Below are 21868 nucleotides of genomic sequence, written 5' to 3' on the forward strand. Positions count from 1 at the left end.
CCTTCCTTTTCCTAAAAGGGAAGGCTTTTTTGCGTCATAAATAAAAAGTTTAATTCGAGGAGGAGCATACATGTTGCTTACTATGATGAAAGGCAAGATTCATAGTGCTACGGTAACCGAAGCCAATTTGCACTATATGGGAAGTATTACGATTGATGAGACTTTATTAGAAGCGGCCGGAATTTTGGTCAATGAAAAAGTACAGATTGTGAACAATCATAACGGGGCGAGGTTAGAAACCTATGTCATTTGCGGTCCCAGAGATTCTGGCGTTATTTGTTTGAACGGTGCAGCGGCTCGCTTAGTTCAGCCTGGTGACAAAGTCATTATTATTGCTTATGGCCTAGCGGAGGAAAAGGAAGCTAAAGCTTTACAGCCGCGGGTGGTCATGGTGGACGCGCAGAATCGGATCACGCAAGTACGCGGCTTGGAGCAGCCGGGCGAAACCGCTTAAAATCTTGCCAAATTTTCTCGTACCGCTATAATAGAGAAGAAGATTGCTTTTAGCTAGTAGAACAAGGCTTTGAGGGAGAGGACTTAGATATGAAACAAAAAGTAATTGTAGTAGCAACAGGCGGTACGATTGCTATGCGTTATGACCCTGTTAGACAGGGGGTTTTTCCCGCTGTGACCGGAGCAGAACTGATGGAAGCTGTGCCGCCGCTGCGTGCAGTTGGTCCAGTGGAGGTCGTGGAATTTTCTAATATACCAAGTCCCCATATGACACCAGCAAAAATGATGGAGTTAGCGACTAAAGTCGATGAACTTGCGTTACAAGACGATGTGGCTGGTATTGTTATTACTCATGGTACGGATACACTGGAAGAAACGGCTTATTTGCTGGAACTTGTACTAAAAACAGATAAGCCTGTTTGTTTTACAGCAGCGATGCGAAGCTCCGCGGAAGTGAGTCCTGACGGTCCCAAAAATATTTTATGTGCCGTAAAGGCAGCGTTTTCGAAACAGGCTTTCGATGCGGGTGTTCTTGTAGTAATGAATGAAGAAATTCACTGTGCTCGTGAGGTGACAAAAACCCATTCAGCGAACCCTAAGACCTTTGCATCGCCCTTTTGGGGTCCTATAGGCTATGTGGATGAAGATCGTGTTATTTTTCGCCGCCAGTCGGTGAAGGAATTAAAAATTCAGCCAAAATCGCTGGAGGAATCCGTTTATTTAGTGAAGTTAGCAGCTGGGTCAGATGATTTCTTTTTCCATTGCCTTATCGAAAAACAGGCTAAGGGAATCGTAGTCGAAGGGCTGGGGCGCGGTAATGTTCCCCCGGCAGTGGTTCCGGGAATTCAGGCGGCGATTGCTGCGGGTATTCCTGTTGTTTTAACAAGTCGGGTAGAAGGCGGACGCGTCCTTGGTGTTTACGGCTATGAAGGCGGCGCTAAGCCGCTGACAGAGCTAGGCGTTATTTTAGGCGGTGATTTAAGCGGCCAGAAAGCCAGACTGAAGTTGATGTTGGCTTTGGGGGTTACGCAGGAACCGCAAAAAATTGCTGCATATTTTGATGCTATATAAGATAGTGCAAGAATAATAAGCAGTTCTTAATTCCCATCTTTGGGAGTTTAGAACTGCTTTTTGTCGAAGTGGCAGGAAAAAGCGAAGAAAGGGAGAATTTTGCAAAAGAGATATTTTTCTTATGGAAGACAAAGATAGCTGAGGTGGCAAAATGAAGCGTATTATACTTGTACTAATGATGATTTTGACGGCCTATACGACGGTTTTTGCAGCCGGCGGGGCGCAGGCTGAACTTGATAAGCGGGATGCTAAAAAAACGGATAAACCAGTAGTGGTAGAACCAGCTACCCACTTTGCTAATATTGATGTGCAGGGAGAAACAAAATTTTATTTTGATACAAATACCATTCGCTATACGAAAGATCCCTATCGTGACGAATTACTTATTGATGTTTGGATTAAAACGCCTTTAAAACAAGGCTTTACCTTAAATCGCTATCTTCTTAGGATGCAGGAGCGAGAATATATGCTGACAAGCGGTCTTATTTATGCAAATGAAACGAAATTGCTGAGTCAGGAAAAGTATGCTTATCAACCAGAGCGGTGGAGTCCGGTTATACCGGGTTCGCCACAGTCGATTTGGTATCAGTCAATTATTAACTATGCGAGTCAAAACGATAAGCAGTTAAAGAAGGACTTTGAGAAAAAGCGCGGTGAACTATAAAGAAACACGCCCTATGATGAGACATTCATAGGGCGTGTTTCTTTTCGTAGATTTTTTGACCTTGGACCCAAACTTCTTTGAGCTGCAAGGTTTTATCGAGTCGTAAGAAGGTCGCTTCTTTACCACATTCGAGGCTGCCGAGACGATGGTCTAGCTTGAAGCGTTTCGCTGGATTGAGCGAGGCGAAACGGACTGCTTCGCTTAAGGAGTGTCCCAAAGTATTGACAAGGGTACGGACTCCTTGTAGTAGCGGATAAGCGCTACCAGCAATGGTTCCATCAGCCAGACGAGCCATACCGCCAGAGACAAAGGTTCTCTGGCCGCCTAGTTCGTATTCGCCGTCCGGCATAGCGACGGCGCGAGTTCCATCGGAAATAAGCGTAATCTTCTCTGGCGACTTTAATCGCAAGGCTGTTTCGATAACTGCCGGATGGACATGAACGCCATCGGCGATGATTTCCATTTCAATATCAGGATGAAGCAGAGTTGCCGTAATCGGTCCTGGCTGGCGATGGTGAATTCCCGGCATGGCATTAAAAGAATGAGTAAGACGGGAGAAGCCCCAGCAAGCAGCTTGTTGCATTTGATTGTAGTCGGCGCTGGTATGTCCTGCCGCGGCGATAATCTGATGGCGGCGACACAGCAACGCGAATTCTTTGCTGCCAGGCCGTTCTGGCGCTGCTGTGATCAGGCGGACTAGGTTGGGAAAGGTTTGCAAGATATTCGTGAGAAGCTTGCAATCCTCTGTAGCTGAAGGCGGCGTTATGTATTCAGGAATATGAGATCCCTTATAAGCGGTACTAAGTAAGGGGCCTTCTAAATGAACGCCAATCAGTTCGGCTGAGGCAGTTTCAGAAACGTTATTTGAATGTGAGGCAGCCTGGACTGTATGTAAAGCCTGATATAATTGCTCTAAGGGACTGGAGATCGTTGTAGCTAAAAAAGCGGTTGTTCCTACTGTAAGTAAAGCGTGGCGCAGTCCGTCAAGACTCTCTTTGGTGCCGTCCATGACATCAAAGCCGCCAGCGCCATGAACGTGCGTATCAATTAGACCGGGAATGATAAAATCGCCGTCAAAACAATGCAGCTTCGCATCGGATGGTGCTGATATTTTTTCTTCTATGGCCATAATTTGACTAGTATGAATCAGTAAAGAGCCATCGAACTCACGGTCTGGTAAAACGAGACGGCAGTCCGAAATTAGGTGTTTCACGATAAAGCCTCCTCCGGGGTGGTGGCGAGGAATACGGCTGTAAACAGAGGGGTTTGACCGGCTGTGGCAACTTCTTCGCTAGTCCGTTCGGTTATTTTCCATTGCGAGCTATTGGTGATTACCAGCGGGGTCACGAGCTTTTTACCTGTTTGTTTTAAACAAGTAAGATCAAGCTCAATTAAGGGGGTTCCTTGCGCTACTTCATCTCCCTGCGCTACGAGGGGGCGAAAGCCTTGGCCATTTAAGGCTACTGTATCGATTCCGATGTGGAGCAAGCACTCCAGACCGGAAGGTGTGCGTAGACCGATAGCATGACCGCTGGGAAAGAGACTTACCACGGTTGCCGCAAAGGGAGCTAATAGCGTTTGTGATTTTGGTTCGATTGCTAAACCATCGCCTAACATTTTTTCGGCAAAAACTGGGTCAGGAACCGTATCTAACGCAGTAATAGCGCCGCTAAGTGGAGCGTAAACGATGATTGACCTTTCTTGTTGTTCTTTTTCAGTGGAGTTATCGGATTTAAAGGAAGAAAAAAGTTTTCCAAACATAGACGTTCCTCACTTTAGTATTTTTTCAGACTTTATTAGCTTCGAGCGATGCGGCGATAAAGCCTTTGTTTTTTTTGAGTAATTGGATTGCCGGTTCGCGATCGAGACCGGTAAGCACCATAAGAATGGCTAATTTAGCAGAGCCATGAGCCGCTTGTAAAGCCTTCTCAGCTTCAGACAGTGAGATATTGGCAGCTAAGGCTACAATTCGTTTGGCCCGTTCCTGCAGCTTATGATTGGTTGCCTGAAGGTCTACCATCAAATTACTGTATACCTTTCCTAGCGAAATCATGGTGGCGGTTGTAAGCATATTTAAGACAAGTTTTTGTGCTGTGCCTGCTTTCATACGGGTAGATCCCATGATGACTTCTGGTCCTGTTAAGACAGTTAGGCTGAGATCGGCGGCATAACCAATCTCTGAGCCTGGAGAGCAAGCGAGCGAAATGGTTTTGCAGCCTTGACTCTTGGCATATTTTAGACCGCCAAGGACATAAGGAGTGCGACCACTAGCCGCAATCCCTACGAGAATGTCTGGGGGCGCAAATTGTTTTTTGGTTAAATCTTCCGCCGCTAAGGTGAGGGAGTCTTCGGCGCCTTCTACGGCTTGTAGGATTGCGCTGGGGCCACCAGCGATGAGTGCTACGACTTGACCTGGTGGTGTGCCATAGGTAGGTGGGCACTCTGAGGCGTCGAGGACGCCAAGTCGGCCGCTGGTGCCAGCGCCAATATAAAAAAGGCGTCCGCCTGCTCTGAGTGCGGCAGTAATCCAGTCCACAGCTTGAGCAATTTGCGGCAGAATGGCCGTGACGGCAGTCGGAACGGTTTGATCCTCCTGGTTAATCAAGGTAACGATTTCTAGTGTGGAAAGCGAATCAATCTGGATAGTTCGTTGATTGCGGGCTTCGGTAAGTAGATTTTCAAGCTTCATGGCATGATTCCTCCTGCTTTTGGTTCATTGCCTCGAACTGAAAAGCTCCGCCGGGTTTTAGGTAGGAGAGGAGAAATTGTTCTTCAGGAATAATTTGAGCGACAACATTGACGCGAGAATCTGCTGGTAAAGGCGAGCGTACAATCTGCAATTCGCCTTTATAACGAAGATAAGAATCGTTATCGATCGTTACAGAGCCAGTAAGACGTTGGCGTGGCTCGGTTGGGGGAATCGGACCTGATGCCAGGGAGCGCGCTTCTTGTGAACGGACAACGTTTTCGCCGGGATCGAAGCGGTTTTGATGCAATGAAAAAAGAATTTGGCGTTCGAGCGGTGAAAGGGTTGGCGCCGTAGTAATGCGGAAGGAAATGCTGTCAGCAGGGAGCGCGGCTACGGTGGTAAGTTCTGCTTCTGTTGCCAGTGGATCGCCAAAGAGTAAACCCGACACAAGTCCTGTTGCTAAGAATTCTTTAGCGGCGATTACTGGTTCTAGATTCCGATGTTTTTCTAAAGTTGGCAGACCGGCAGCGAGCGGTGGTCTGGGATGCGTTTTAGAAGGGATGAACGCAAAAACTAAAACGCCATAACGGCGCAAAAGCTTGGAACGCTCCATAAATAAATCCATAGCAAGACCTGTTTCTGGTCGCGGATAATAATTATGGCAGGCTCGTACTTTCGAGAAATCTGTTTTGGCAGCGGTTAGCTTGATGAGAAAGTCTTCTGTGATGGTACTGGCATTTAGTTCAATTTCTAATTGATGTTTTCTGGTAAAAGCCGCGATTTGCTCTGGGGTAAAGCCATAGTCAAGGCGCAGTGTCGTAAGGCCAAGGTCAGTGAGCGCAGACAAATCTTCACAAGAAGCGCCAAACTCGGTTAAGACGCCTGATGAAATGTCAGCTGTGATCTGATAGCCTAGCGAAGCAGCTTTTTGGATAAAGGCTTCTATCTCCTTTTGACTGCAGCCTGCTTTGGCTTCGGGAATATGCAAAGACGTAAAGAGGCGGCTATAGCTGCAGCGTTTCGCTTGTTCCAGATAATTGTATAAGCGATCTGGTGGTTCATTTAGGCCTAGATAGGCGGAAATTCCTTTTTCCCACATAAGAGACTCCTTTAAATTGTTTTTACTTTTTCCTCATCGAATCCAGCTAGATACGTAAAAAGAAAGCCAAAAAAGTAGGCAAGTACTAAGCCGATTAAATAATACATCATGCTCTGGGGCTCGATGAGAAAAGTAAGCGGCAGGCCGGAAAGCCCGAGAGCAATCGATTGTACCTGCATAGCCGCTTGGAAGGCGCCACCGCAGCCCGCACCGAGACAAGCGGTGAAAAAGGGACGACCAAGCGGTAGGGTAACGCCGAAAATCAACGGTTCGCCAATACCGAGAACGCCTACAGGTAAAGCACCTTGAATGATTGTTTTCAATTTATCATTCTTAGTTTTTATATAAATGGCGCAAGCGGCACCGACCTGGCCAGCGCCAGCCATAGCGAGAATCGGCATGAGTGGATTCGCTTTCTGAACATTGAGAAACTCCATATGAATTGGTAGGAGTCCTTGGTGTAAGCCAGTCATGACTACAGGTAAAAAGGTTCCAGCTAAGGCAAAACCAGCAAAAGGGCCGCCTGACTGTAGAATTATTTTAAAAAATGCTATGATGCCATCAGAAAGCAGGCCCCCAATAGGCTGCAAGACATAAAAGACGGCAAAACTCGTAATGAGAAGTGATAAGAGCGGTGTTACTACAATATCTAGGGCGTGCGGAATATAGGGACGCAGCTTCTTTTCGGTAAACGCCATGAAGGCAGCAGCTAATAGTACGCCGATTAAACCGCCGCGACCAGGAACAAGAGCTTCACCATATACGGTGAGGGTGGCAATCGCTGGATTCATAATCAAAATACCGGCAAGGCCGCCTAGAGCGGGAGTTCCGCCGAATTCCTTAGCGGTATTGATTCCGACAAAAATACCTAAATAGGAAAAGAGACCCCAACCGATTACGTTCAACATAGAAATAACAGAACTTTTCGGATCACAGCCTGCTTGGATAGCAATATTTGTAAGGCCAGCTACCATACCGGAAGCGACGATCGCAGGAATCAACGGCACAAAAATGCTGGCGATTTTTCGCAGAAATAGCTTAAAGGGAGTCTTATTTTTTGCAGTGATTTTTTCTTTTAAAGCTTGCGCCGTTAATGGCGGCTGTGATTTATCACTAGGCAGAGCTTCCATAGCGTGAGAAGTCTCACTTACTTCTGGCGGACTTTCCCTCTGAGCTGAATCAAGGATGGCTGTGGTGGCTGCCGCCACTTTATTGACAAAGCCTGGTCCCAAAATAATTTGCAACTGCTCCTCAGCGACGACTACGCCGAGTACCCCAGGTAGCGCTTTTATAGCGACAGCGTCACTTTTACTTTTATCATGCAGCGTGAGGCGTAGACGGGTCATGCAATGGGCAGCATTTGCTATATTCTCGGCACCGCCGGTCAAGGTTAGGATTTGCTGCGCTAATTCTTTTTCTTTGGTCATTGTTTCACTCTCCTGAGAGATCCTTTATAATTTATAATAGAAGAAAAAGTAGAGTAATTACGATTCAACATAGTAGCAGAACTTTGCAATAAATAGAAGCAGGAGGGCTATATGGAAGCGAAAACAGTTCTCGCCGTGGATGGTGGTGGTACGAAACTAAGGGCGGTTTTGTCCGATCATGACGGCAAAATTTTAGCCTATGCCGAAGGCGACTCGGGGAATTATCATAGTATCGGCGCTGCTCAGGCGGCCGAGAATGTGAAAGGGCTGCTCAGACGCTTATTAGTCAGCGGCGCAACAAAGCGAATCAGCTATAGCGCTTTAGCCTTAGCTGGTGTGGATACGCCCGAAGACTATGCAATCATGGAGCCGCTGGTTGCTGCTAGTCTGGCAGAGTTTCAGATGCCGCCAAGTTCTTTTGTTTTAGATAATGATGCGATACTTGCCCTTAAAGGGGCCAGCGGCAAACAACATGGTGTTTTACTCATTGCTGGTACGGGATCGATTGCCTGCGGCATTCATCAAGATGGACGAACTGTACGAGCGGGTGGCTGGGGCTATCGTGTGGGGGATGAAGGCAGTGGTTTTGCTATGGGTACAGCGGGGCTTGTCCATATTTTGCGTGCTGCTGACGGCCGTGAGCCCTGCTCAGCCATAAGCAACACTTTGTTGCAGCAATTAGGGTTAGTTGACGAAACTCATTTAGCCGCTTGGATTTACAGTGATCATTATTCCGTAGCGAAGGTAGCATCTTTGGCTCCTAGTATTTTGGATTTAGCTTATAAAAATGAGAAAAAAGCTTTAGCGATTGTTCAATCTGCAGCTAGGGAGTTACAACTGTTGGTTCAATCTGTTGTGACCAGATTGGAATTAGAGAGAGTAAGCTTTTCTTTGCTGTTAAAGGGTGGACTTATGGACAATCCTTTTTTTCAACAAATGGTACAGAAAGCCATTCTAGAACAATATCCGCAGGCGAAGCCGCGCGCCATACAGGAAGAACCGCTCGCTTTTATTTTAGCTTACGCCTTTGAACAGGCTTTTGGTTGTGTAAAAGCCGATCGGCGCCAGTTGGTCAGAAAATTAGACCAGAATATAAAAACATTTCGTTGTTAGTGTAACGCACTTTTTCCAAGATCACAATACAGCCTTTACAGGATTTTACGACATTTCCTTTAGCAGGGAGGAAATGTTGACAGGCTTGGGAATTTTGCGCTAGCATTTATAGTAAAAGCAATTATAAAATTTGTTTGATACAAGGCAGTTCGTACAGGAATAGGCAATGGATTGTTTGCAAACAACTTTATCAGAGAATAATACAAGAATATTAAGGATGGTGAAAGAGATGCGTAGTGCTGATACATTTCAAATCATTAAAGATACAGGCATTGTCGTCGTTTTGCGCGGTCTTACGGAAACGGAAACGGTTCATACCGTGGAAGCTCTCTATAACGGAGGAATCCGGGCTATTGAAGTCACCTTCAATACGCCAGGGGCGGCTTCGATTATTGAAAAAATTAATAAAGAGTTTAAAGACCGTATCATTGTTGGCGCCGGTACCGTATTAAGTACGGAACAGGCCGCTATGGCTTTGGCTAGCGGCGCGGAATTTGTCTTAGCGCCAAACGTGGATCTGGATGTGATCCGCTTGGTCAAGCAGTATGGCAAGCTGATGGTTCCCGGCGCTTTTACGCCGACAGAAGTCCTAACGTGCTATAAGGCAGGCGCTGATATGGTTAAGGTATTTCCTGTTTCTTCGGTGGGGCCAAACTATATTAAAGATTTAAAAGGTCCTTATGATCATATGGATCTGATGCCTGTAGGCGGCGTTACGATCAAAAATGCGAAAGCTTTTATGGAAGCCGGGTCAGTAGCTGTTGGTGTTGGGAGCAGTTTGTCGCCGAAAAATTTGATTACTGCGGGAAAATACGACGAAATTACGCAAATTGCCAAAGAATTTATGATGGAAGTTGCGGCAGGTCGAAAATAGTCATACAGATTTAATAGAAGAAAAGCGCTAGGTTCTTAAAAAAGAGAGCCTGGCGCTTTTGGACAATCTTCCGAAGAAAATTAGGATTCTTTTGTCTGTAATTCTTCTAACGTGGGGCTGACGGCAGCTACATAGTTTTTGCCCCAGTCGCAGAGACTTGTTAAAAGCGGCAACAGGGTTTTGCCTGCATCGGTAAGCGAGTATTCTACTTTAGGCGGTACCTGTGTATAAACAAGGCGATTAACAAGACCGTCATGCTCTAATTCGCGAAGTTGCTGTGTTAGCATTTTCTGGGTAATTTGTGGTAAGGTTTTTCTAAGTTCGCTAAAGCGCAGGGAATCTTCGCCAAGATACCACATGATGAGAGACTTCCATTTGCCGCCAATCAAGGCTAGCGTCAATTCCATGGCACATTGATATTCTGTATCTTTAAATTTAATCACAGTTTTTCCTTCCTTTCTTAGTATCCGAAAAGTAACTATAATACGAAAAAGTGCGTACTTGTCATAAATGGTTAAATCAACTACTATTATAGCAAAGAAAACTATCTAGTACAGCTTATTTGTAGCTTACGATAAAAATGTTTGAAAGGATGTTGGTCTGTATGATGACAAAAGAAGAGATTCTAGCACCCCATCAGTTTCGCCATGCTTGTAAGGAATTTGATGCCGCGAAAAAAATTCCAGAAGAAGAATTTGCTGTTGTATTAGAAACGGGGAGATTGTCGCCAAGCTCCTTTGGTTTTGAGCCTTGGAAGTTTGTGGTTGTGCAAAACCAAGTGCTACGTGAAAAAATCAAAGCTTTTTCCTGGGGGGCCCAGGGACAGTTGCCAACAGCAAGTCACTATGTGTTGATTTTAGCCAGAAAGGCCCCGGATTTATTGGCAGGGTCTTCTTATACAAACTACATGATGACTGATATTCATCATTTATCGGAAGAAATGCTGAAACGGCGTGATGAAGTGTACCCGCGCTTTCAGCAGGAAGATTTTGAGCTATTAGAAAATGATCGATTATTATTTGAATGGGCCTGTCGGCAAAGCTATATTGCCATGGCTAATATGATGACTGTTGCCGCACAAATGAAAATTGATTCTTGTCCGATTGAAGGTTTTCAAAAAGATAAACTAGAGGCGCTACTTGCGGCAGAGGGTGTTTTGGATCAAGAACATTTTGGTCTTTCTTGTATGGTGGCCTTTGGGTATCGTAAAAAAGAGCCTCGCGTGAAGACTCGTCGCACAGCTGATGAGGTTATTACTTGGATTCGTTAAAGGAGCGGTATAAATGAAAGTTGTAGCATTTAATGGCAGTTCGAAAAAAGATGGCAATACGGCTCAGAGTCTGGCGCTTGTTGGTGAAGCTCTGACAGCGCAAGGCATTGACTTTGAACTCGTACATGTAGGAAATCAAGCAATTCGCGGCTGTATGGCTTGCGGCGTTTGTGCGCAAAAGCAAAATGAACGTTGTGTCATGGCTGGGGATAGCGTGAATGAGTGGATTCAATTAATGAAACAGGCTGATGGAATATTGCTAGGATCGCCAGTTCATTATGCAGGCATTGCCGGTACGATGAAGTCTTTTTTAGACCGGGCTTTTTATGTAGCCGGAGTCAATGGATCTATGTTGCGCCATAAAGTAGGTGCTGCTGTTGTGGCCGTGAGACGTTCTGGCGGCGTAGTAACCTTTGACGGATTAAATCACTATCTGAATTATTCTGAAATGCTTGTGCCTGGATCAAATTACTGGACGGTTGTTCATGGCACAGAGCCGGGAGAAGTACACCAAGACGGCGAGGGAAAGCAAATTTTGCGGGTTTTAGGCAAAAATATAGCTTGGCTGCTGCAAATTTTAGCAGCTGGGCGTGAAACGGTCGGCGACATTGCGCCAGAAGAAAAAGAGTTTACTCATTTTATTCGATAAACTAAGGCTATATATTTCTTTTAAAATCCTGTCATAATTTTTGCGTTATGACAGGATTTTTTTTCGTAAATTTTATTTTAAAATTATTAAAATGACAAGAGGTTATTTCAAAATAGTGAAGAATATAGGGATATATAAAGAAGATATTCAATATACTTACAAAAAGATTAAAAATAAAACTTAATGGTGTGCTAAGGCAATGGAGCCTTCTATACAATTTGGGTATAGAAGGCTTTTGTGTTTATGGGCTTATAAATTTGCCAGGCTGAGTTGAGAGTCGGAGAGTCTAAGAGGCAGATTTATTTGATAAATTTCCTATGTAACTATTTATTAGAGGAGGAGAAATATGAAAAAACTGATTTTATTAGTTCTGTTGTCCTGCTTTCTAGCTGGCTGTGGCGGCCAACAGGCAAACCAGGGAAAGATTCCTAAAGATACACTAGTCGTCGGCATGGCGTCAGATTTGGCTACATTAGATCCTGCTGTATCGATGGATAATGCTTCCTGGAAAATTACCTATCCCAGCTATGACCGTTTAGTGCAGTATAAAACGGTTGACGGCAAGAGCAGTACCGAAGTAGAACCTATGGCGGCTGAATCGTGGACAGTCAGTCCTGATGGTAAGGAATGGGTCTTTAAACTGAGAAAAGATATGAAATTTCACGATGGTACGCCCGTAAACGCCCAAGCAGTCAAATTTAGTTTTGATAGAGTTATGAAAATTCATAAAGGTCCGGCTGATTATTTTCCTACATTAAAATCGGTCGATGTTGTGGATGATTATACTGTTAAATTTATTATGGAAAAACCTTTTCCGCCGTTCCTCTATACACTGGCCACTAACGCCGCCAGTATTATCAACCCAGCTGTTATGAAACAGGAAAAAGACGGTGATATGGCGTCAAACTATTTGGCGAACCACACCATGGGAAGCGGCGCCTATGATTTAACGGAGTGGAATAACCAACAAAATATTAAGCTGCAGGCAGTGAAAGATTATTGGGGCGGTACGCCAGCCTTGCAAACAATACTCGTTCAAGTCATTAAAGACGTCTCGACGCAGCGTTTGCAGCTAGAAAACGGCGATATTGATATTGCTGAAAATATCCCGGCAGAGCAGTTGGAGTCGCTAAAAGCGAACAACAATATTCAAGTCGGCGAATATCATAGCTTAAATGCGAACTTGATTTATCTGAACAATAAAAAAGCGCCTTTAGATAATGTGAAGGTTAGACAGGCGTTGAATTATGCTGTTGACTATAATGGCCTAATTCAAGGGGCGATCAAAGGCAAAGGCATTCAATTGAAGAGTCCAGTGCCGGAAGGTCTGTGGGGCCATGATGCTTCGCTGACAGGATATAGTACAAATCTTGATAAGGCAAAACAACTTCTGGCAGAGGCTGGATTTGCTCAGGGACTTACGTTAAAACTGCTTTATTCTGACTATAAGCCGTATTGGGAAAGCGAGGCTTTACTGATTCAAGATAATTTCAGTAAAATTGGCGTCAAATTGGAACTGGAAAAAGTGGCTTGGCCAACTTTGCGTGAAAAAGTTGATCGGGCTGACTTTGATCTCTGTTTAGGCGTATGGAGTCCTGACTATGCTGATCCGCAGTTCTTTATGACCTATCTGTATGATTCAAGAATGCATGGCCTTTCAGGGAATCGTTCCTTTTACAAAAACGATAAAGTTGACAATTTGCTAAGACAGGCTGAAAAAATCAGCGATCAGCCAGAACGCATAAAACTTTATGGTGAAGCGCAAAAGCTTGTTTTAGATGATGCACCCTATATCTTGGCGTTCCAAAGCGATGTCATGACAGCGATGCGTAAAGATGTGCAAGGTTTTGTATTTAATCCAATGCTTGAAAGCATGTATAATTTTGCCACAATGAAAAAACAGTAAAACCTTTGCTGGTTAGGGGCTTATTATTGCCTCTAACCGCTCTTTTGGAGGAATCTTACGCATGTTTCTATTGCGATACTTTATAAACCGCATTCCTCGCCTGATTGTTGTCTTTTTGGGCGTATCTATGGTTACCTTTGCCATATCTCACGTCATTCCTGGTGATCCAGCGCGAATGCTGGCAGGGCAGAAGGCCAGTCAGGAAACGGTCACTAAGATGCGGTCCGAACTTGGTTTGGATCAGCCTATTTATGTGCAATATGGCCACTATGTAGCTGATTTAGTGAGAGGCGATATGGGAAAATCGATTCGCACGCAGCAAAGCGTCGCCTCGGAATTGAGAAAGTTTTTTCCGGCGACCCTGGAATTAACTTTAGTCAGTATGATTCTCACGTTGGTTTTCGGTATTTTACTTGGCGTTATGGCAGCTGTTAACAGAGACCGTTTTGGTGATCATTTGAGCCGTATTATATCGCTCATCGGCGTTTCTATGCCTTTATTCTGGTCAGGGCTGCTTGTACTAATTATTTTTTATAAATGGTTAGGATTATTTCCGGCATCAGGTCGTTTGGATACCTTTTTAAGTCCGCCGCCGCCTGTCACGGGATTATATCTCATTGATGGGTTGTTAGCCGGAAATATTCCTGTTGTCGCCAGCGCAATCGAACATTTAGTTTTACCAGCAAGTTGTCTTGCCTATGTTCAGCTTGCGGTAATTGCCAGACAGATTCGTTCTAGTATGATACAGGTACTTTCGCTTGACTATATTCGTACGGCCACAGCCTTTGGTCTCTCCAAACGAAAAATTATATATCAGTATGCCCTAAAGAATGCCTTATTGCCTACCGTTACGGTGGCTGGCTTAATTTTTGGCGAACTGCTCGGCGGCGCTATTATTACCGAAACGATTTTTTCCTGGCCCGGTATGGGGAAATATGTAGTCGACTCGATTGCTTTTCTCGACTTTCCGGCCATTATGGGTTTTACAATGATCGTTGCTTTAGGGTATGTATTGATTAACTTGCTGATTGATCTGGTGTATCGCTGGCTGGATCCGCAAATCCGGGAGGTCGAGTAAGTTTGGAAGCCGCAGTAAAAACTTTTGTAATTTTACGTCGTAATCCTCTGACCTTTATCGGGTGCTTCATCGTATTTATTATGGCCTTTATGGGGATCGCAGCACCGCTCTTAGCGCCTTATGATCCTGTAGCAATCGATATTATCCATAAATTACAGCCGCCTAGTCTGAGCCATTTTTTTGGCACGGATGAAGTGGGGCGCGATATTTTTAGCCGTGTAATTTTTGGCTGTCGCGTTTCCATTCAGGTAGGTCTTTATATTGTCATCATTGCCTCGGTGTTTGGTACGATTGTCGGCAGTATTTCTGGTTATCAGGGCGGTAAAACCGATCAAGTCATCATGACGGTAACCGATATTATTTTGTCGTTTCCCTCGCTGGTTTTGGCTATGGCTTTGGCTGCTGCGCTGGGACCTAGCTTATTTAATACCATGCTAGCTGTAGCGATCGTGAAAATTCCCCTGTATGTGCGCTTAGTACGCGGGCAGGTACTGTCCCTCAAGGAACAGCCTTATGTGAAGGCGGCGCGAACTTTTGGCGCAAATCGGTTTTGGATTTTATCGCGCCATATTGTACCGAATTGTCTGGCGCCTGTTTTAATTCAGGTTACCCTTGGCATCGGCGAAGCCATTTTGACAGCCTCTTCCCTTTCTTTTATTGGACTGGGGGCGCAGCCGCCTACGCCGGAATGGGGCGCTATGATCAGTACAGCTAGAATTTATGCCTTGGATCAGTGGTGGTATGTGGCTTTTCCCGGCATTGCAATCTTTATTACGGTGGTTGGGTTTAATCTATTAGGCGATGGGATTCGCGACTTATTAGACCCCCGTTCCAAAAATTAGACAGGGAGAGTAACAATGGCAGAAACGATATTAGAGCTTCGGAATGTGGTTGTTGATCTTCCCGTAGGCAAAGAAGTAAGGCGTATTTTGCATAGCATTAGTTTTACCGTGCAAAAAGGTGAAATTCTCGGCTTGGTAGGGGAGTCCGGTTCGGGAAAGTCGGTTACGGCTAGTGCCATTTTGCAACTTTTGCCTGGCGGGTCAAAAGCCATTCAATCAGGTAAGATTTATTTCAAAGGACAGGATATTACGCAAAATAGTCCTGAAGGGATGCGGAATTTGCGCGGCAAAGAGATTGCCATGATCTTTCAGGAGCCTATGACGAGTCTCAATCCAGTATTTACGATCGGTCGCCAATTTACGGACATGCTGCGCACTCACCAGCCTTTGAGCGCAGCAGCAGCATTAAAGCATGCTGCTTTCATGTTGCAGTCTGTACAAATTCCTGAACCTGAGCGGATTTTGAAAAGCTATCCTTACGAATTAAGCGGCGGCATGCGGCAGCGGGTAATGATTGCCATGGCCCAGGCTTGCGCGCCAGCCTTACTTATTGCTGATGAACCGACAACAGCCCTTGATGTTACGATTCAAGCGCAAATCCTACGTCTTTTTCGCGCTGCTGCGGCGGAATCAGGCGCTTCGGCTATTTTTATTTCCCATGATTTAGGTGTTGTTTCCCAGCTATGTCAACGCGTAGCAGTCATGTATGCCGGTGAAATTGTTGAGGTGGGGCCAGTAGACGCTATATTAAAAGCGCCGAAACATCCTTATACAAAGGCGCTCCTTCATTCAATTCCTGATTTTCAAACCGAGCGCGGCGCGCTGCAAGCGATTCCGGGGAGCGTGCCTGATCTAAGATCGCCCCTAGCAGGCTGTCCCTTCACCCCTCGGTGTGAGCAGGCGCAGCCCTTGTGTCAAACAGCTAAGCCTGCTTCGCGTCAAGTTGATGCAAGTCATCAGGTAAGTTGCTGGAACTATGCAGAGGAGGCGATCACTTATGGCAGCGCTGCTGGAGCTTGAAGCAGTAGAAAAACATTTTACGAAAAAATCTTTTTTAGGGCACAAGCAGACTGTCCGTGCGGTTGATGGTGTGAGTCTGAAGGTAGATAAAGGCGAAACTTTAGGAATTGTCGGAGAATCAGGCTGTGGCAAAAGTACTTTGGCTAGCTTAATGATTCGGTTGGAGGAAGTGACAAGCGGTCAGATCTTACTCGAAGGGACCGACTTGGGAAAACTGTCTGAAAAAGAGCTTAGACCGCTTCGCTCACGGATTCAAATTGTTTTTCAAGATCCTTATTCATCCTTTAATCCTCGGTTTACAGTCAGACAGATTTTGTCAGAGCCCATGCGGGTTCTTGGTAAATGGAGCCGTAGTGAGATGGAAGTAAAAGTAATTTCTTTACTGCAGAAGGTTGGTTTAGGTGCAGAGCATTTAGCGCGGTATCCTCATGAATTTAGCGGTGGACAGCGCCAGCGACTGTCGATTGCCCGAGCTTTGACTACCGAACCGGATATTTTGATATTAGATGAACCGACTTCGGCCCTTGATGTATCTGTTCAGGCGCAGGTTTTAAATTTACTGCTGCAGTTGCAGCAAGATCTTGGCCTTACTTATATTTTTATTTCTCATAATTTATCTGTCGTGAAATATGTAGCGAATCGCGTGGCTGTCATGTATCTTGGCAAGGTGGTAGAAATTGGCCAGCGCGACGAAGTACTTCTTGAACCGCAGCATCCTTATACCAAGGAACTGATTCAAGCTGTTCCGTTGATTGGCAAGCCGCTAAGTCAGTCAGGCCTTGACTATGAACAGCGACAAGGGGCTCGTCAAAGGAATTGTGGCTGTGCTTATTTTTCACGTTGTTCTTTTGCTGTCCAGAGCTGTCAGCAAACGATTCCCCAGCTAGAGCAGTATCGCCAAGGCCATTGGGTTTCTTGTTTGGAGATGAAAAAATTTGAATAAATTACAAGCCAATTTATGTGCTTCTATCGAAAAAAGTGATTTTCCAGTTCGTCTTGTAGCTGTCTATTATCAGAAAAATCAGCAGCTTGCCGAAAAGATTGCAGATCTGCTACCTTACCCTACGATTGTAGTCGATGCTGTTAGGCAAGGCTTTACCGAAAAAATGCGTCATGACGTCAGCCATGCGATCGAGTTGTCCCATCCCGCTGAGCCAGACTATGAACTTTGTAAGTGGCAACGTGCCAGACTTCTATCTGCGGACTGCTTAGTTCTGAATCTCTATGATTGGCAAGAGTCGTATTTAGCAGATTCTTTTTGGGGGATTACTGATTATCGTGAGCTTGCTGGCTTTTTAGAAAACATTAAGCATGATTTAGAAAAAGTGAGCACTTTTCATATTACATCAGATATTGGTACTGATATTTCTTTTTCAGTGAAAAATCGTCGCTGGATTATGGCAAATGGTTTGTTTCGTCAAGATGAACTGTCGCAAATGCCTGACGGTGAAATTTATACCTGTCCCGTTGAAGATACTTTCGAAGGGGTGCTGATGGTTGACGGAACGATTACGCGTTCGTGGGTTCCTAAGGAGCCGCAGCGTCTGGAATTTGCTGCGGGAAAGCTAGTCAAGGCGTCGCCTGATTTTGCCGAGTATATTCGTCCGCTGGGACCCGATATTTATTTGATTGGCGAGTTTGCTCTTGGGTTTAATCCTGCCCACAAAGCGATTGTCCATAATATATCGGTGGATGAAAAAGCAGCCGGAACGATTCACTTTGCCTTAGGGGATAGTTATCAAATCGGAAAAAATCATTGTTCTTGCCATGTGGATATGGTAATTCGCGAACCGAAAATCGTAACAGATCCTTTAATTTCTTTACCGTTTTTTACCAAAAGATAAATTTAGAAAACTTTGTATTGTGTGGTGAATAGATGGAATTTGGTAAAAAGATTCGCCAGTTAAGAAAAAAACAAAAATTAAGTATTGAACAGTTGGCGGCGAAAGCGGAATTGAGCAGCGGCTTAATCAGTCAGATGGAGCGAGATTTGACGACGCCGTCCGTTGGATCTTTGTGGAAGGTAGCGAAAGCTTTGTCTGTTCATATTAACTATTTTTTTGACGAATATGAACAGGAAAGTCCCATAGTGAGAAAAGCGGAGCGAAAAAAAATTATATTGCCTCATTCTAGTATTACTTATGAGCTATTAAGCCCTAGTTTGCAGAAAAAAATGGAATTCTTAATGATTACCATTGAGCCTGGACAAGAAAATTTTGAAGAGCAGATTTGTCATGATGGAGAAGAATGCGGTTATATGCTGCAGGGAACAATGAAAATTAAATGGGGCAGTCGTGAGTTTATTTTGGCGGAAGGGGATAGTATTTATCTTGACAGCGCAATGCCTCACCGATTTATTAACTGCGGAACTGTAACGGCTGTTTCGATTTGGGCGATGACACCGCCTAGCTTCTAAAGTCTGCTTAATTTAACCATGGCTAGTGCCGTGGTTTTTCTTTTAAATTAAATAGTATATACTATTTGACAAAATATAATTAATAGTATACTATTTAGAAGTCGCACATTTACGGCATTCTTTAAGCTTCAATTCAGGGGTGTATTAGTCGGTTGGATTTAAATTTTTATTAGACTGCACCTATGTATACAATGTGCAAAATTCTTTTTTTTAGCAGTAAGACAAGTTTTTTTGTTTGTTCACAAAGCATAGACTAAAGATAAGAATTTTCGTATGACTATAATGAAGTAACTGTAAAGTCACTATAAAATGAGCTAGAAGGATGGGAGAGTTATGGAAAACCTGCATCAAGAAAAAGAACGAATTATTGTATCAGCAAAAAAAGTTCATTGGAATCTTTCACCAGCAAAACTTGTTACTGAAGCACTTAGCCGCGGTGAAGGCGCACTAACCTCTACAGGCGCTTTCCGGGTTCTTACAGGCAAACATACAGGACGCTCTCCTTACGATAAATATGTTGTGAAAAGCAAAAATGTTGCAACAGAATTAGACTGGGTGTGCAATCAGGCCATTAGTGAAGAAGCTTTTCAAGCCCTTTATCTGCGGATGGAAGCTTATCTTAAGAATCGTGAAATTTTTGTTTTTGACGGACTAGCTGGGGCCGAACAAGCAAGTCAGCTAAAGGTACGGTTTATTAATGAATTCGCTTGGCAGAATTTATTTGTCCATCAGCTTTTTATTCGTCCCGAAGAAACTGCTGCAGAGGCTGACAGTGATTTTACAGTTCTTTGCGCACCGGGATTTGCCGCGATACCGTCAGTTGACGGGACCCGCTCTGAAACGTTTATTATGATTCATTTTGAACGCAGACTTGTCTTAATTGGCGGAACGAGCTATGCAGGCGAGATGAAAAAGTCAATTTTCACTGTGATGAATTATTTGCTGCCGAAAGCAGGCATACTATCGATGCATTGTTCGGCAAATGTAGGCGAATCGGGCGATACTGCTCTGTTTTTCGGACTGAGCGGTACAGGAAAGACAACTCTTTCCGCTGATCCAGCGCGACGGTTAATCGGCGATGATGAGCATGGCTGGAGTGAACAGGGGATTTTCAATGTAGAAGGCGGCTGTTATGCCAAGTGTATTCATTTGAGTCAGGCTGGCGAGCCGCAGATCTGGTCGGCTATCAAATTCGGTACAGTACTTGAAAATGTAGCGATTGATGATACGAACCGGACTGCTGACTATGACAGCGCTATTCATACGGAAAATACACGGGCAGCTTACCCGATTGATGCGATTCCCAATGCTCTTTTGGCTGGGCAGGGACGCCATCCGAAAACCGTCATTTTCTTGACGGCTGATGCTTTCGGTATTTTACCGCCTGTAGCTAAGTTGACGCCGGAACAGGCCATGTATCACTTTTTATCAGGCTATACAAGTAAGCTAGCCGGAACAGAAAAGGGCGTAACTGAGCCTGAAGCAACTTTTTCCGCTTGCTTTGGCGCACCGTTTCTCCCTCTATCACCACTCGTTTATGCAAACCTTTTGAAAGAAAAGCTGACAGCTCATAACACGAACGTCTATCTGATTAACACCGGTTGGTCCGGCGGTCCGGCAGGCGTAGGCAAACGCATGAATCTTGCCTTTACGCGCGCTATGGTCACAGCCGCTCTCGATGGTTCTCTTGCACAGGCTGAGTATCGACAGGATCCTCTATTTCAACTGTTTGTACCGACGACTTGCCCGAATGTGCCTGACGCCGTATTGCAGCCACGTTCTACATGGCAAGATCCAGCCGAATATGATATGACGGCATTGCAATTGGCTAAACGCTTCATTCGGAATATGGAAAAGTTCGGCGATCAGATTCCTGAGGAAGTTTTACAAGCTGGTCCCGTAATCGATGGCGTAAAATAAAAAGCAAGGCTTTTTGGCGCAAGCAGCCAAGAAGCCTTGTTTTGTTTTCGCGGCCTTGCTACAATAAAGGGCAGAGTTATACAGGGCAGAGCAAACAAAAGAGGGGATTTTTTTGATTACAATTCATAAAGCAATTTTGCATATTTTAGATTTTCAGTCAGGTCTTACGGTCTTTTCCGAAGAAGAACTGGATCTGGGCAGTGACAGTATTTTTACATTTTTAACAAAACATTTGGAAAGGGCCAGTCAGGATCAACAAGCGCAACCAGGCGAGTTTTATCCGGAAAGTTCTTTCTTGATTCAAGTACAGGATTATTTTACGGAGCAACTTGATTTTGTAGAGTTTTCTCGCCATATTGCGGAACTGCTTTACAAAGCTTTATCTCAGTCTGACGCCCTTGTGTCTACTGATTTATTAGTATGCGATGCAGCACTTGATGATGCGCGGTTTTTGGCAATCTTACTCTGCAATAACCGCGTTGGTTTTACTCACCAAGTGAATCAGGCGGATGGTAAAGTAAGAAATGAGATTATTCATCATTACGCTATCTTGCCGGGGTTATCGCAGAAAATTGACGAATATGCTTTGATTTCTGTTGACCCCTTAGCGATTCGACTAGTTGAGAAAAAGCGATCCATGAACGGACAGGAGGCCTTAGCGCTGTCGGAACAAGTTCTTCAGTGCAGTACGAAAATTTCACCGCAGGAAACGGTTAAACTTGTCAGTACGATTGCAAAAACAGTAGCGGAAAATCACGGTGAAAGCGCTGTTGCTGCTGTGTCTCGTGCCAAAAGCTTTATGGTGGAAAATACGGAACTATCGGACTATCTTGACCCGAGCGATCTCAGCCGTGAAATTTTTCCCATGTCGCCGATGTTGCAGGCTGAATATTTAAAGGAAGTACAGGAAGCCGGGATTACTGAAAAAGTAAAACTTGATAAGGAATTTACCGTAAAAAAAGGACGCAATCATAAAATTAAGACAGATACGGGGATTGAATTGTCCTTTCCTGTGGATTATTTTGACAGCAAAGAGTTTATTGAGTTTATTAATAATCCTGACGGGACAATTTCGATTTCCCTTAAAAACATTGGTAAAATTGTAAATAAGTAGGATGAAAAGGGGGGAGACTGTGAGACCGTCTTTTTTATCGGCTACGGAATTAGCGAAAATGGGAAAGTGTGAACAACAGCTCTATTATGATTGTTGTTATGGCGACGATCATAAATATACCAAAGAACAAATCCGCCGCGGCAATCAGGCTCATCAAGCTTTTGCTGACCGTATTACTGGCAGAAACAGTAGTTTTTTAGCTCGGCTATGGCGTGGTTTTTGCCGTTGGCTAGGGCTAGGGATTTCTTAGAACGAGGTTGATT

General features: G+C 44.6%; 23 protein-coding genes. 17 read left to right on the forward strand and 6 right to left on the reverse strand.

Annotation, left to right across the window (positions count from 1 at the left end; translation table 11 throughout):
• Positions 1-70 precede the first annotated feature (70 nt).
• The 3 genes from panD to AC0MXB_RS00915 all read left to right on the forward strand — a co-directional run bounded on the left by panD (position 71) and on the right by AC0MXB_RS00915 (position 2188).
• Positions 71-454: an aspartate 1-decarboxylase gene (gene panD / locus AC0MXB_RS00905; protein WP_474037560.1), complete on the forward strand. Its 384-nt coding sequence runs from the start codon at positions 71-73 to the stop codon at positions 452-454.
• Positions 455-543: 89 nt separating this feature from the next.
• The gene (locus AC0MXB_RS00910) at positions 544-1524 is read left to right on the forward strand and encodes an asparaginase (RefSeq protein WP_474037562.1); all 981 of its coding nucleotides are present in this window, start codon (positions 544-546) and stop codon (positions 1522-1524) included.
• Positions 1525-1675: 151 nt separating this feature from the next.
• On the forward strand, positions 1676-2188 hold the full coding sequence (locus AC0MXB_RS00915) for a hypothetical protein (protein ID WP_474037564.1): 513 nt from the start codon (positions 1676-1678) through the stop codon (positions 2186-2188).
• A 25-nt stretch (positions 2189-2213) separates the two neighbouring features.
• Here the strand turns inward: AC0MXB_RS00915 and nagA are convergent, their stop codons facing one another.
• The 5 genes from nagA to AC0MXB_RS00940 are packed head-to-tail and all read right to left on the reverse strand — an operon-like array spanning position 2214 to position 7403.
• Complete coding sequence (nagA, locus tag AC0MXB_RS00920; RefSeq protein ID WP_474037566.1) at positions 2214-3401, reverse strand: N-acetylglucosamine-6-phosphate deacetylase; 1188 nt, start codon at positions 3399-3401, stop codon at positions 2214-2216.
• On the reverse strand, positions 3398-3949 hold the full coding sequence (locus AC0MXB_RS00925; RefSeq protein WP_474037568.1) for a PTS sugar transporter subunit IIA: 552 nt from the start codon (positions 3947-3949) through the stop codon (positions 3398-3400). The genes nagA and AC0MXB_RS00925 overlap by 4 nt, the downstream gene beginning before the upstream one ends.
• Positions 3950-3974: 25 nt before the next feature.
• Entirely contained in the window at positions 3975-4877 is a 903-nt protein-coding gene (murQ, locus tag AC0MXB_RS00930) for an N-acetylmuramic acid 6-phosphate etherase (protein ID WP_474037570.1), read from the reverse strand.
• On the reverse strand, positions 4867-5976 hold the full coding sequence (locus tag AC0MXB_RS00935) for a DUF871 domain-containing protein (RefSeq protein ID WP_474037572.1): 1110 nt from the start codon (positions 5974-5976) through the stop codon (positions 4867-4869). The genes murQ and AC0MXB_RS00935 overlap by 11 nt, the downstream gene beginning before the upstream one ends.
• A gap of 11 nt (positions 5977-5987) precedes the next feature.
• Entirely contained in the window at positions 5988-7403 is a 1416-nt protein-coding gene (locus tag AC0MXB_RS00940; RefSeq protein WP_474037573.1) for a PTS transporter subunit EIIC, read from the reverse strand.
• A 111-nt stretch (positions 7404-7514) separates the two neighbouring features.
• Here AC0MXB_RS00940 and AC0MXB_RS00945 point away from each other — a divergent pair, with 111 nt between their 5' ends.
• Together AC0MXB_RS00945 and AC0MXB_RS00950 are read left to right on the forward strand one after the other, a co-directional pair.
• Positions 7515-8516 carry a BadF/BadG/BcrA/BcrD ATPase family protein gene (locus tag AC0MXB_RS00945; protein WP_474037575.1) on the forward strand — a complete coding sequence of 334 codons (1002 nt, stop codon included), beginning with the start codon at positions 7515-7517 and terminating at the stop codon, positions 8514-8516.
• A 229-nt stretch (positions 8517-8745) separates the two neighbouring features.
• Entirely contained in the window at positions 8746-9390 is a 645-nt protein-coding gene (locus AC0MXB_RS00950; protein ID WP_474037576.1) for a bifunctional 4-hydroxy-2-oxoglutarate aldolase/2-dehydro-3-deoxy-phosphogluconate aldolase, read from the forward strand.
• 80 nt (positions 9391-9470) lie between these two features.
• Here the strand turns inward: AC0MXB_RS00950 and AC0MXB_RS00955 are convergent, their stop codons facing one another.
• Positions 9471-9797 carry a winged helix-turn-helix transcriptional regulator gene (locus AC0MXB_RS00955; RefSeq protein ID WP_474038722.1) on the reverse strand — a complete coding sequence of 109 codons (327 nt, stop codon included), beginning with the start codon at positions 9795-9797 and terminating at the stop codon, positions 9471-9473.
• Between the two features lie 197 nt (positions 9798-9994).
• Between AC0MXB_RS00955 and AC0MXB_RS00960 the strand changes: the two genes are divergently transcribed.
• The 12 genes from AC0MXB_RS00960 to AC0MXB_RS01015 all read left to right on the forward strand — a co-directional run bounded on the left by AC0MXB_RS00960 (position 9995) and on the right by AC0MXB_RS01015 (position 21855).
• Complete coding sequence (locus tag AC0MXB_RS00960) at positions 9995-10660, forward strand: NAD(P)H-dependent oxidoreductase (RefSeq protein WP_474037578.1); 666 nt, start codon at positions 9995-9997, stop codon at positions 10658-10660.
• A gap of 13 nt (positions 10661-10673) precedes the next feature.
• Positions 10674-11309 (forward strand): flavodoxin family protein, encoded by a 636-nt coding sequence (locus AC0MXB_RS00965; protein WP_474037580.1) that lies wholly within the window; start codon positions 10674-10676, stop codon positions 11307-11309.
• Between the two features lie 346 nt (positions 11310-11655).
• Positions 11656-13215, forward strand: coding sequence for an ABC transporter substrate-binding protein (locus tag AC0MXB_RS00970; RefSeq protein ID WP_474037581.1), 1560 nt, complete (start codon positions 11656-11658; stop codon positions 13213-13215).
• A gap of 61 nt (positions 13216-13276) precedes the next feature.
• Complete coding sequence (locus tag AC0MXB_RS00975; RefSeq protein ID WP_474037582.1) at positions 13277-14293, forward strand: ABC transporter permease; 1017 nt, start codon at positions 13277-13279, stop codon at positions 14291-14293.
• A 2-nt stretch (positions 14294-14295) separates the two neighbouring features.
• Positions 14296-15135, forward strand: coding sequence for an ABC transporter permease subunit (locus AC0MXB_RS00980; RefSeq protein ID WP_474037583.1), 840 nt, complete (start codon positions 14296-14298; stop codon positions 15133-15135).
• 15 nt (positions 15136-15150) lie between these two features.
• Positions 15151-16155, forward strand: a complete 1005-nt coding sequence (locus AC0MXB_RS00985) for an ABC transporter ATP-binding protein (RefSeq protein WP_474037584.1) — start codon at positions 15151-15153, stop codon at positions 16153-16155.
• On the forward strand, positions 16133-17098 hold the full coding sequence (locus tag AC0MXB_RS00990; RefSeq protein ID WP_474037585.1) for an oligopeptide/dipeptide ABC transporter ATP-binding protein: 966 nt from the start codon (positions 16133-16135) through the stop codon (positions 17096-17098). The genes AC0MXB_RS00985 and AC0MXB_RS00990 overlap by 23 nt, the downstream gene beginning before the upstream one ends.
• Entirely contained in the window at positions 17091-17999 is a 909-nt protein-coding gene (locus tag AC0MXB_RS00995) for an aminopeptidase (protein ID WP_474037587.1), read from the forward strand. Before AC0MXB_RS00990 ends, AC0MXB_RS00995 begins: the two co-directional genes overlap by 8 nt.
• Positions 18000-18031: 32 nt before the next feature.
• Complete coding sequence (locus AC0MXB_RS01000) at positions 18032-18571, forward strand: helix-turn-helix domain-containing protein (RefSeq protein ID WP_474037589.1); 540 nt, start codon at positions 18032-18034, stop codon at positions 18569-18571.
• 333 nt (positions 18572-18904) lie between these two features.
• Positions 18905-20491, forward strand: a complete 1587-nt coding sequence (gene pckA, locus AC0MXB_RS01005) for a phosphoenolpyruvate carboxykinase (ATP) (RefSeq protein ID WP_474037591.1) — start codon at positions 18905-18907, stop codon at positions 20489-20491.
• Positions 20492-20603: 112 nt separating this feature from the next.
• Entirely contained in the window at positions 20604-21605 is a 1002-nt protein-coding gene (locus AC0MXB_RS01010; protein WP_474037592.1) for a nucleoid-associated protein, read from the forward strand.
• A gap of 19 nt (positions 21606-21624) precedes the next feature.
• Positions 21625-21855, forward strand: coding sequence for a hypothetical protein (locus tag AC0MXB_RS01015; protein ID WP_474037593.1), 231 nt, complete (start codon positions 21625-21627; stop codon positions 21853-21855).
• The last annotated feature ends 13 nt before the right edge of the window (positions 21856-21868 follow it).

Source organism: Pelorhabdus sp. sgz311001 (assembly GCF_055901755.1).

Coding starts and splice junctions, on each gene's coding strand:
- AC0MXB_RS00940 (WP_474037573.1), bottom strand. CDS start 7,403: ATGACCAAAGAAAAAGAATTAGCGCAGCAAATCCTAACCTTGACCGGC.
- AC0MXB_RS00990 (WP_474037585.1), top strand. CDS start 16,133: ATGGCAGCGCTGCTGGAGCTTGAAGCAGTAGAAAAACATTTTACGAAA.
- AC0MXB_RS00950 (WP_474037576.1), top strand. CDS start 8,746: ATGCGTAGTGCTGATACATTTCAAATCATTAAAGATACAGGCATTGTC.
- AC0MXB_RS00960 (WP_474037578.1), top strand. CDS start 9,995: ATGATGACAAAAGAAGAGATTCTAGCACCCCATCAGTTTCGCCATGCT.
- AC0MXB_RS00945 (WP_474037575.1), top strand. CDS start 7,515: ATGGAAGCGAAAACAGTTCTCGCCGTGGATGGTGGTGGTACGAAACTA.
- AC0MXB_RS00965 (WP_474037580.1), top strand. CDS start 10,674: ATGAAAGTTGTAGCATTTAATGGCAGTTCGAAAAAAGATGGCAATACG.
- AC0MXB_RS00915 (WP_474037564.1), top strand. CDS start 1,676: ATGAAGCGTATTATACTTGTACTAATGATGATTTTGACGGCCTATACG.
- AC0MXB_RS00935 (WP_474037572.1), bottom strand. CDS start 5,976: ATGTGGGAAAAAGGAATTTCCGCCTATCTAGGCCTAAATGAACCACCA.
- AC0MXB_RS00925 (WP_474037568.1), bottom strand. CDS start 3,949: ATGTTTGGAAAACTTTTTTCTTCCTTTAAATCCGATAACTCCACTGAA.
- AC0MXB_RS00985 (WP_474037584.1), top strand. CDS start 15,151: ATGGCAGAAACGATATTAGAGCTTCGGAATGTGGTTGTTGATCTTCCC.
- murQ (WP_474037570.1), bottom strand. CDS start 4,877: ATGAAGCTTGAAAATCTACTTACCGAAGCCCGCAATCAACGAACTATC.
- AC0MXB_RS01000 (WP_474037589.1), top strand. CDS start 18,032: ATGGAATTTGGTAAAAAGATTCGCCAGTTAAGAAAAAAACAAAAATTA.
- panD (WP_474037560.1), top strand. CDS start 71: ATGTTGCTTACTATGATGAAAGGCAAGATTCATAGTGCTACGGTAACC.
- AC0MXB_RS00975 (WP_474037582.1), top strand. CDS start 13,277: ATGTTTCTATTGCGATACTTTATAAACCGCATTCCTCGCCTGATTGTT.
- AC0MXB_RS00910 (WP_474037562.1), top strand. CDS start 544: ATGAAACAAAAAGTAATTGTAGTAGCAACAGGCGGTACGATTGCTATG.
- AC0MXB_RS00955 (WP_474038722.1), bottom strand. CDS start 9,797: ATGGAATTGACGCTAGCCTTGATTGGCGGCAAATGGAAGTCTCTCATC.
- AC0MXB_RS00970 (WP_474037581.1), top strand. CDS start 11,656: ATGAAAAAACTGATTTTATTAGTTCTGTTGTCCTGCTTTCTAGCTGGC.
- pckA (WP_474037591.1), top strand. CDS start 18,905: ATGGAAAACCTGCATCAAGAAAAAGAACGAATTATTGTATCAGCAAAA.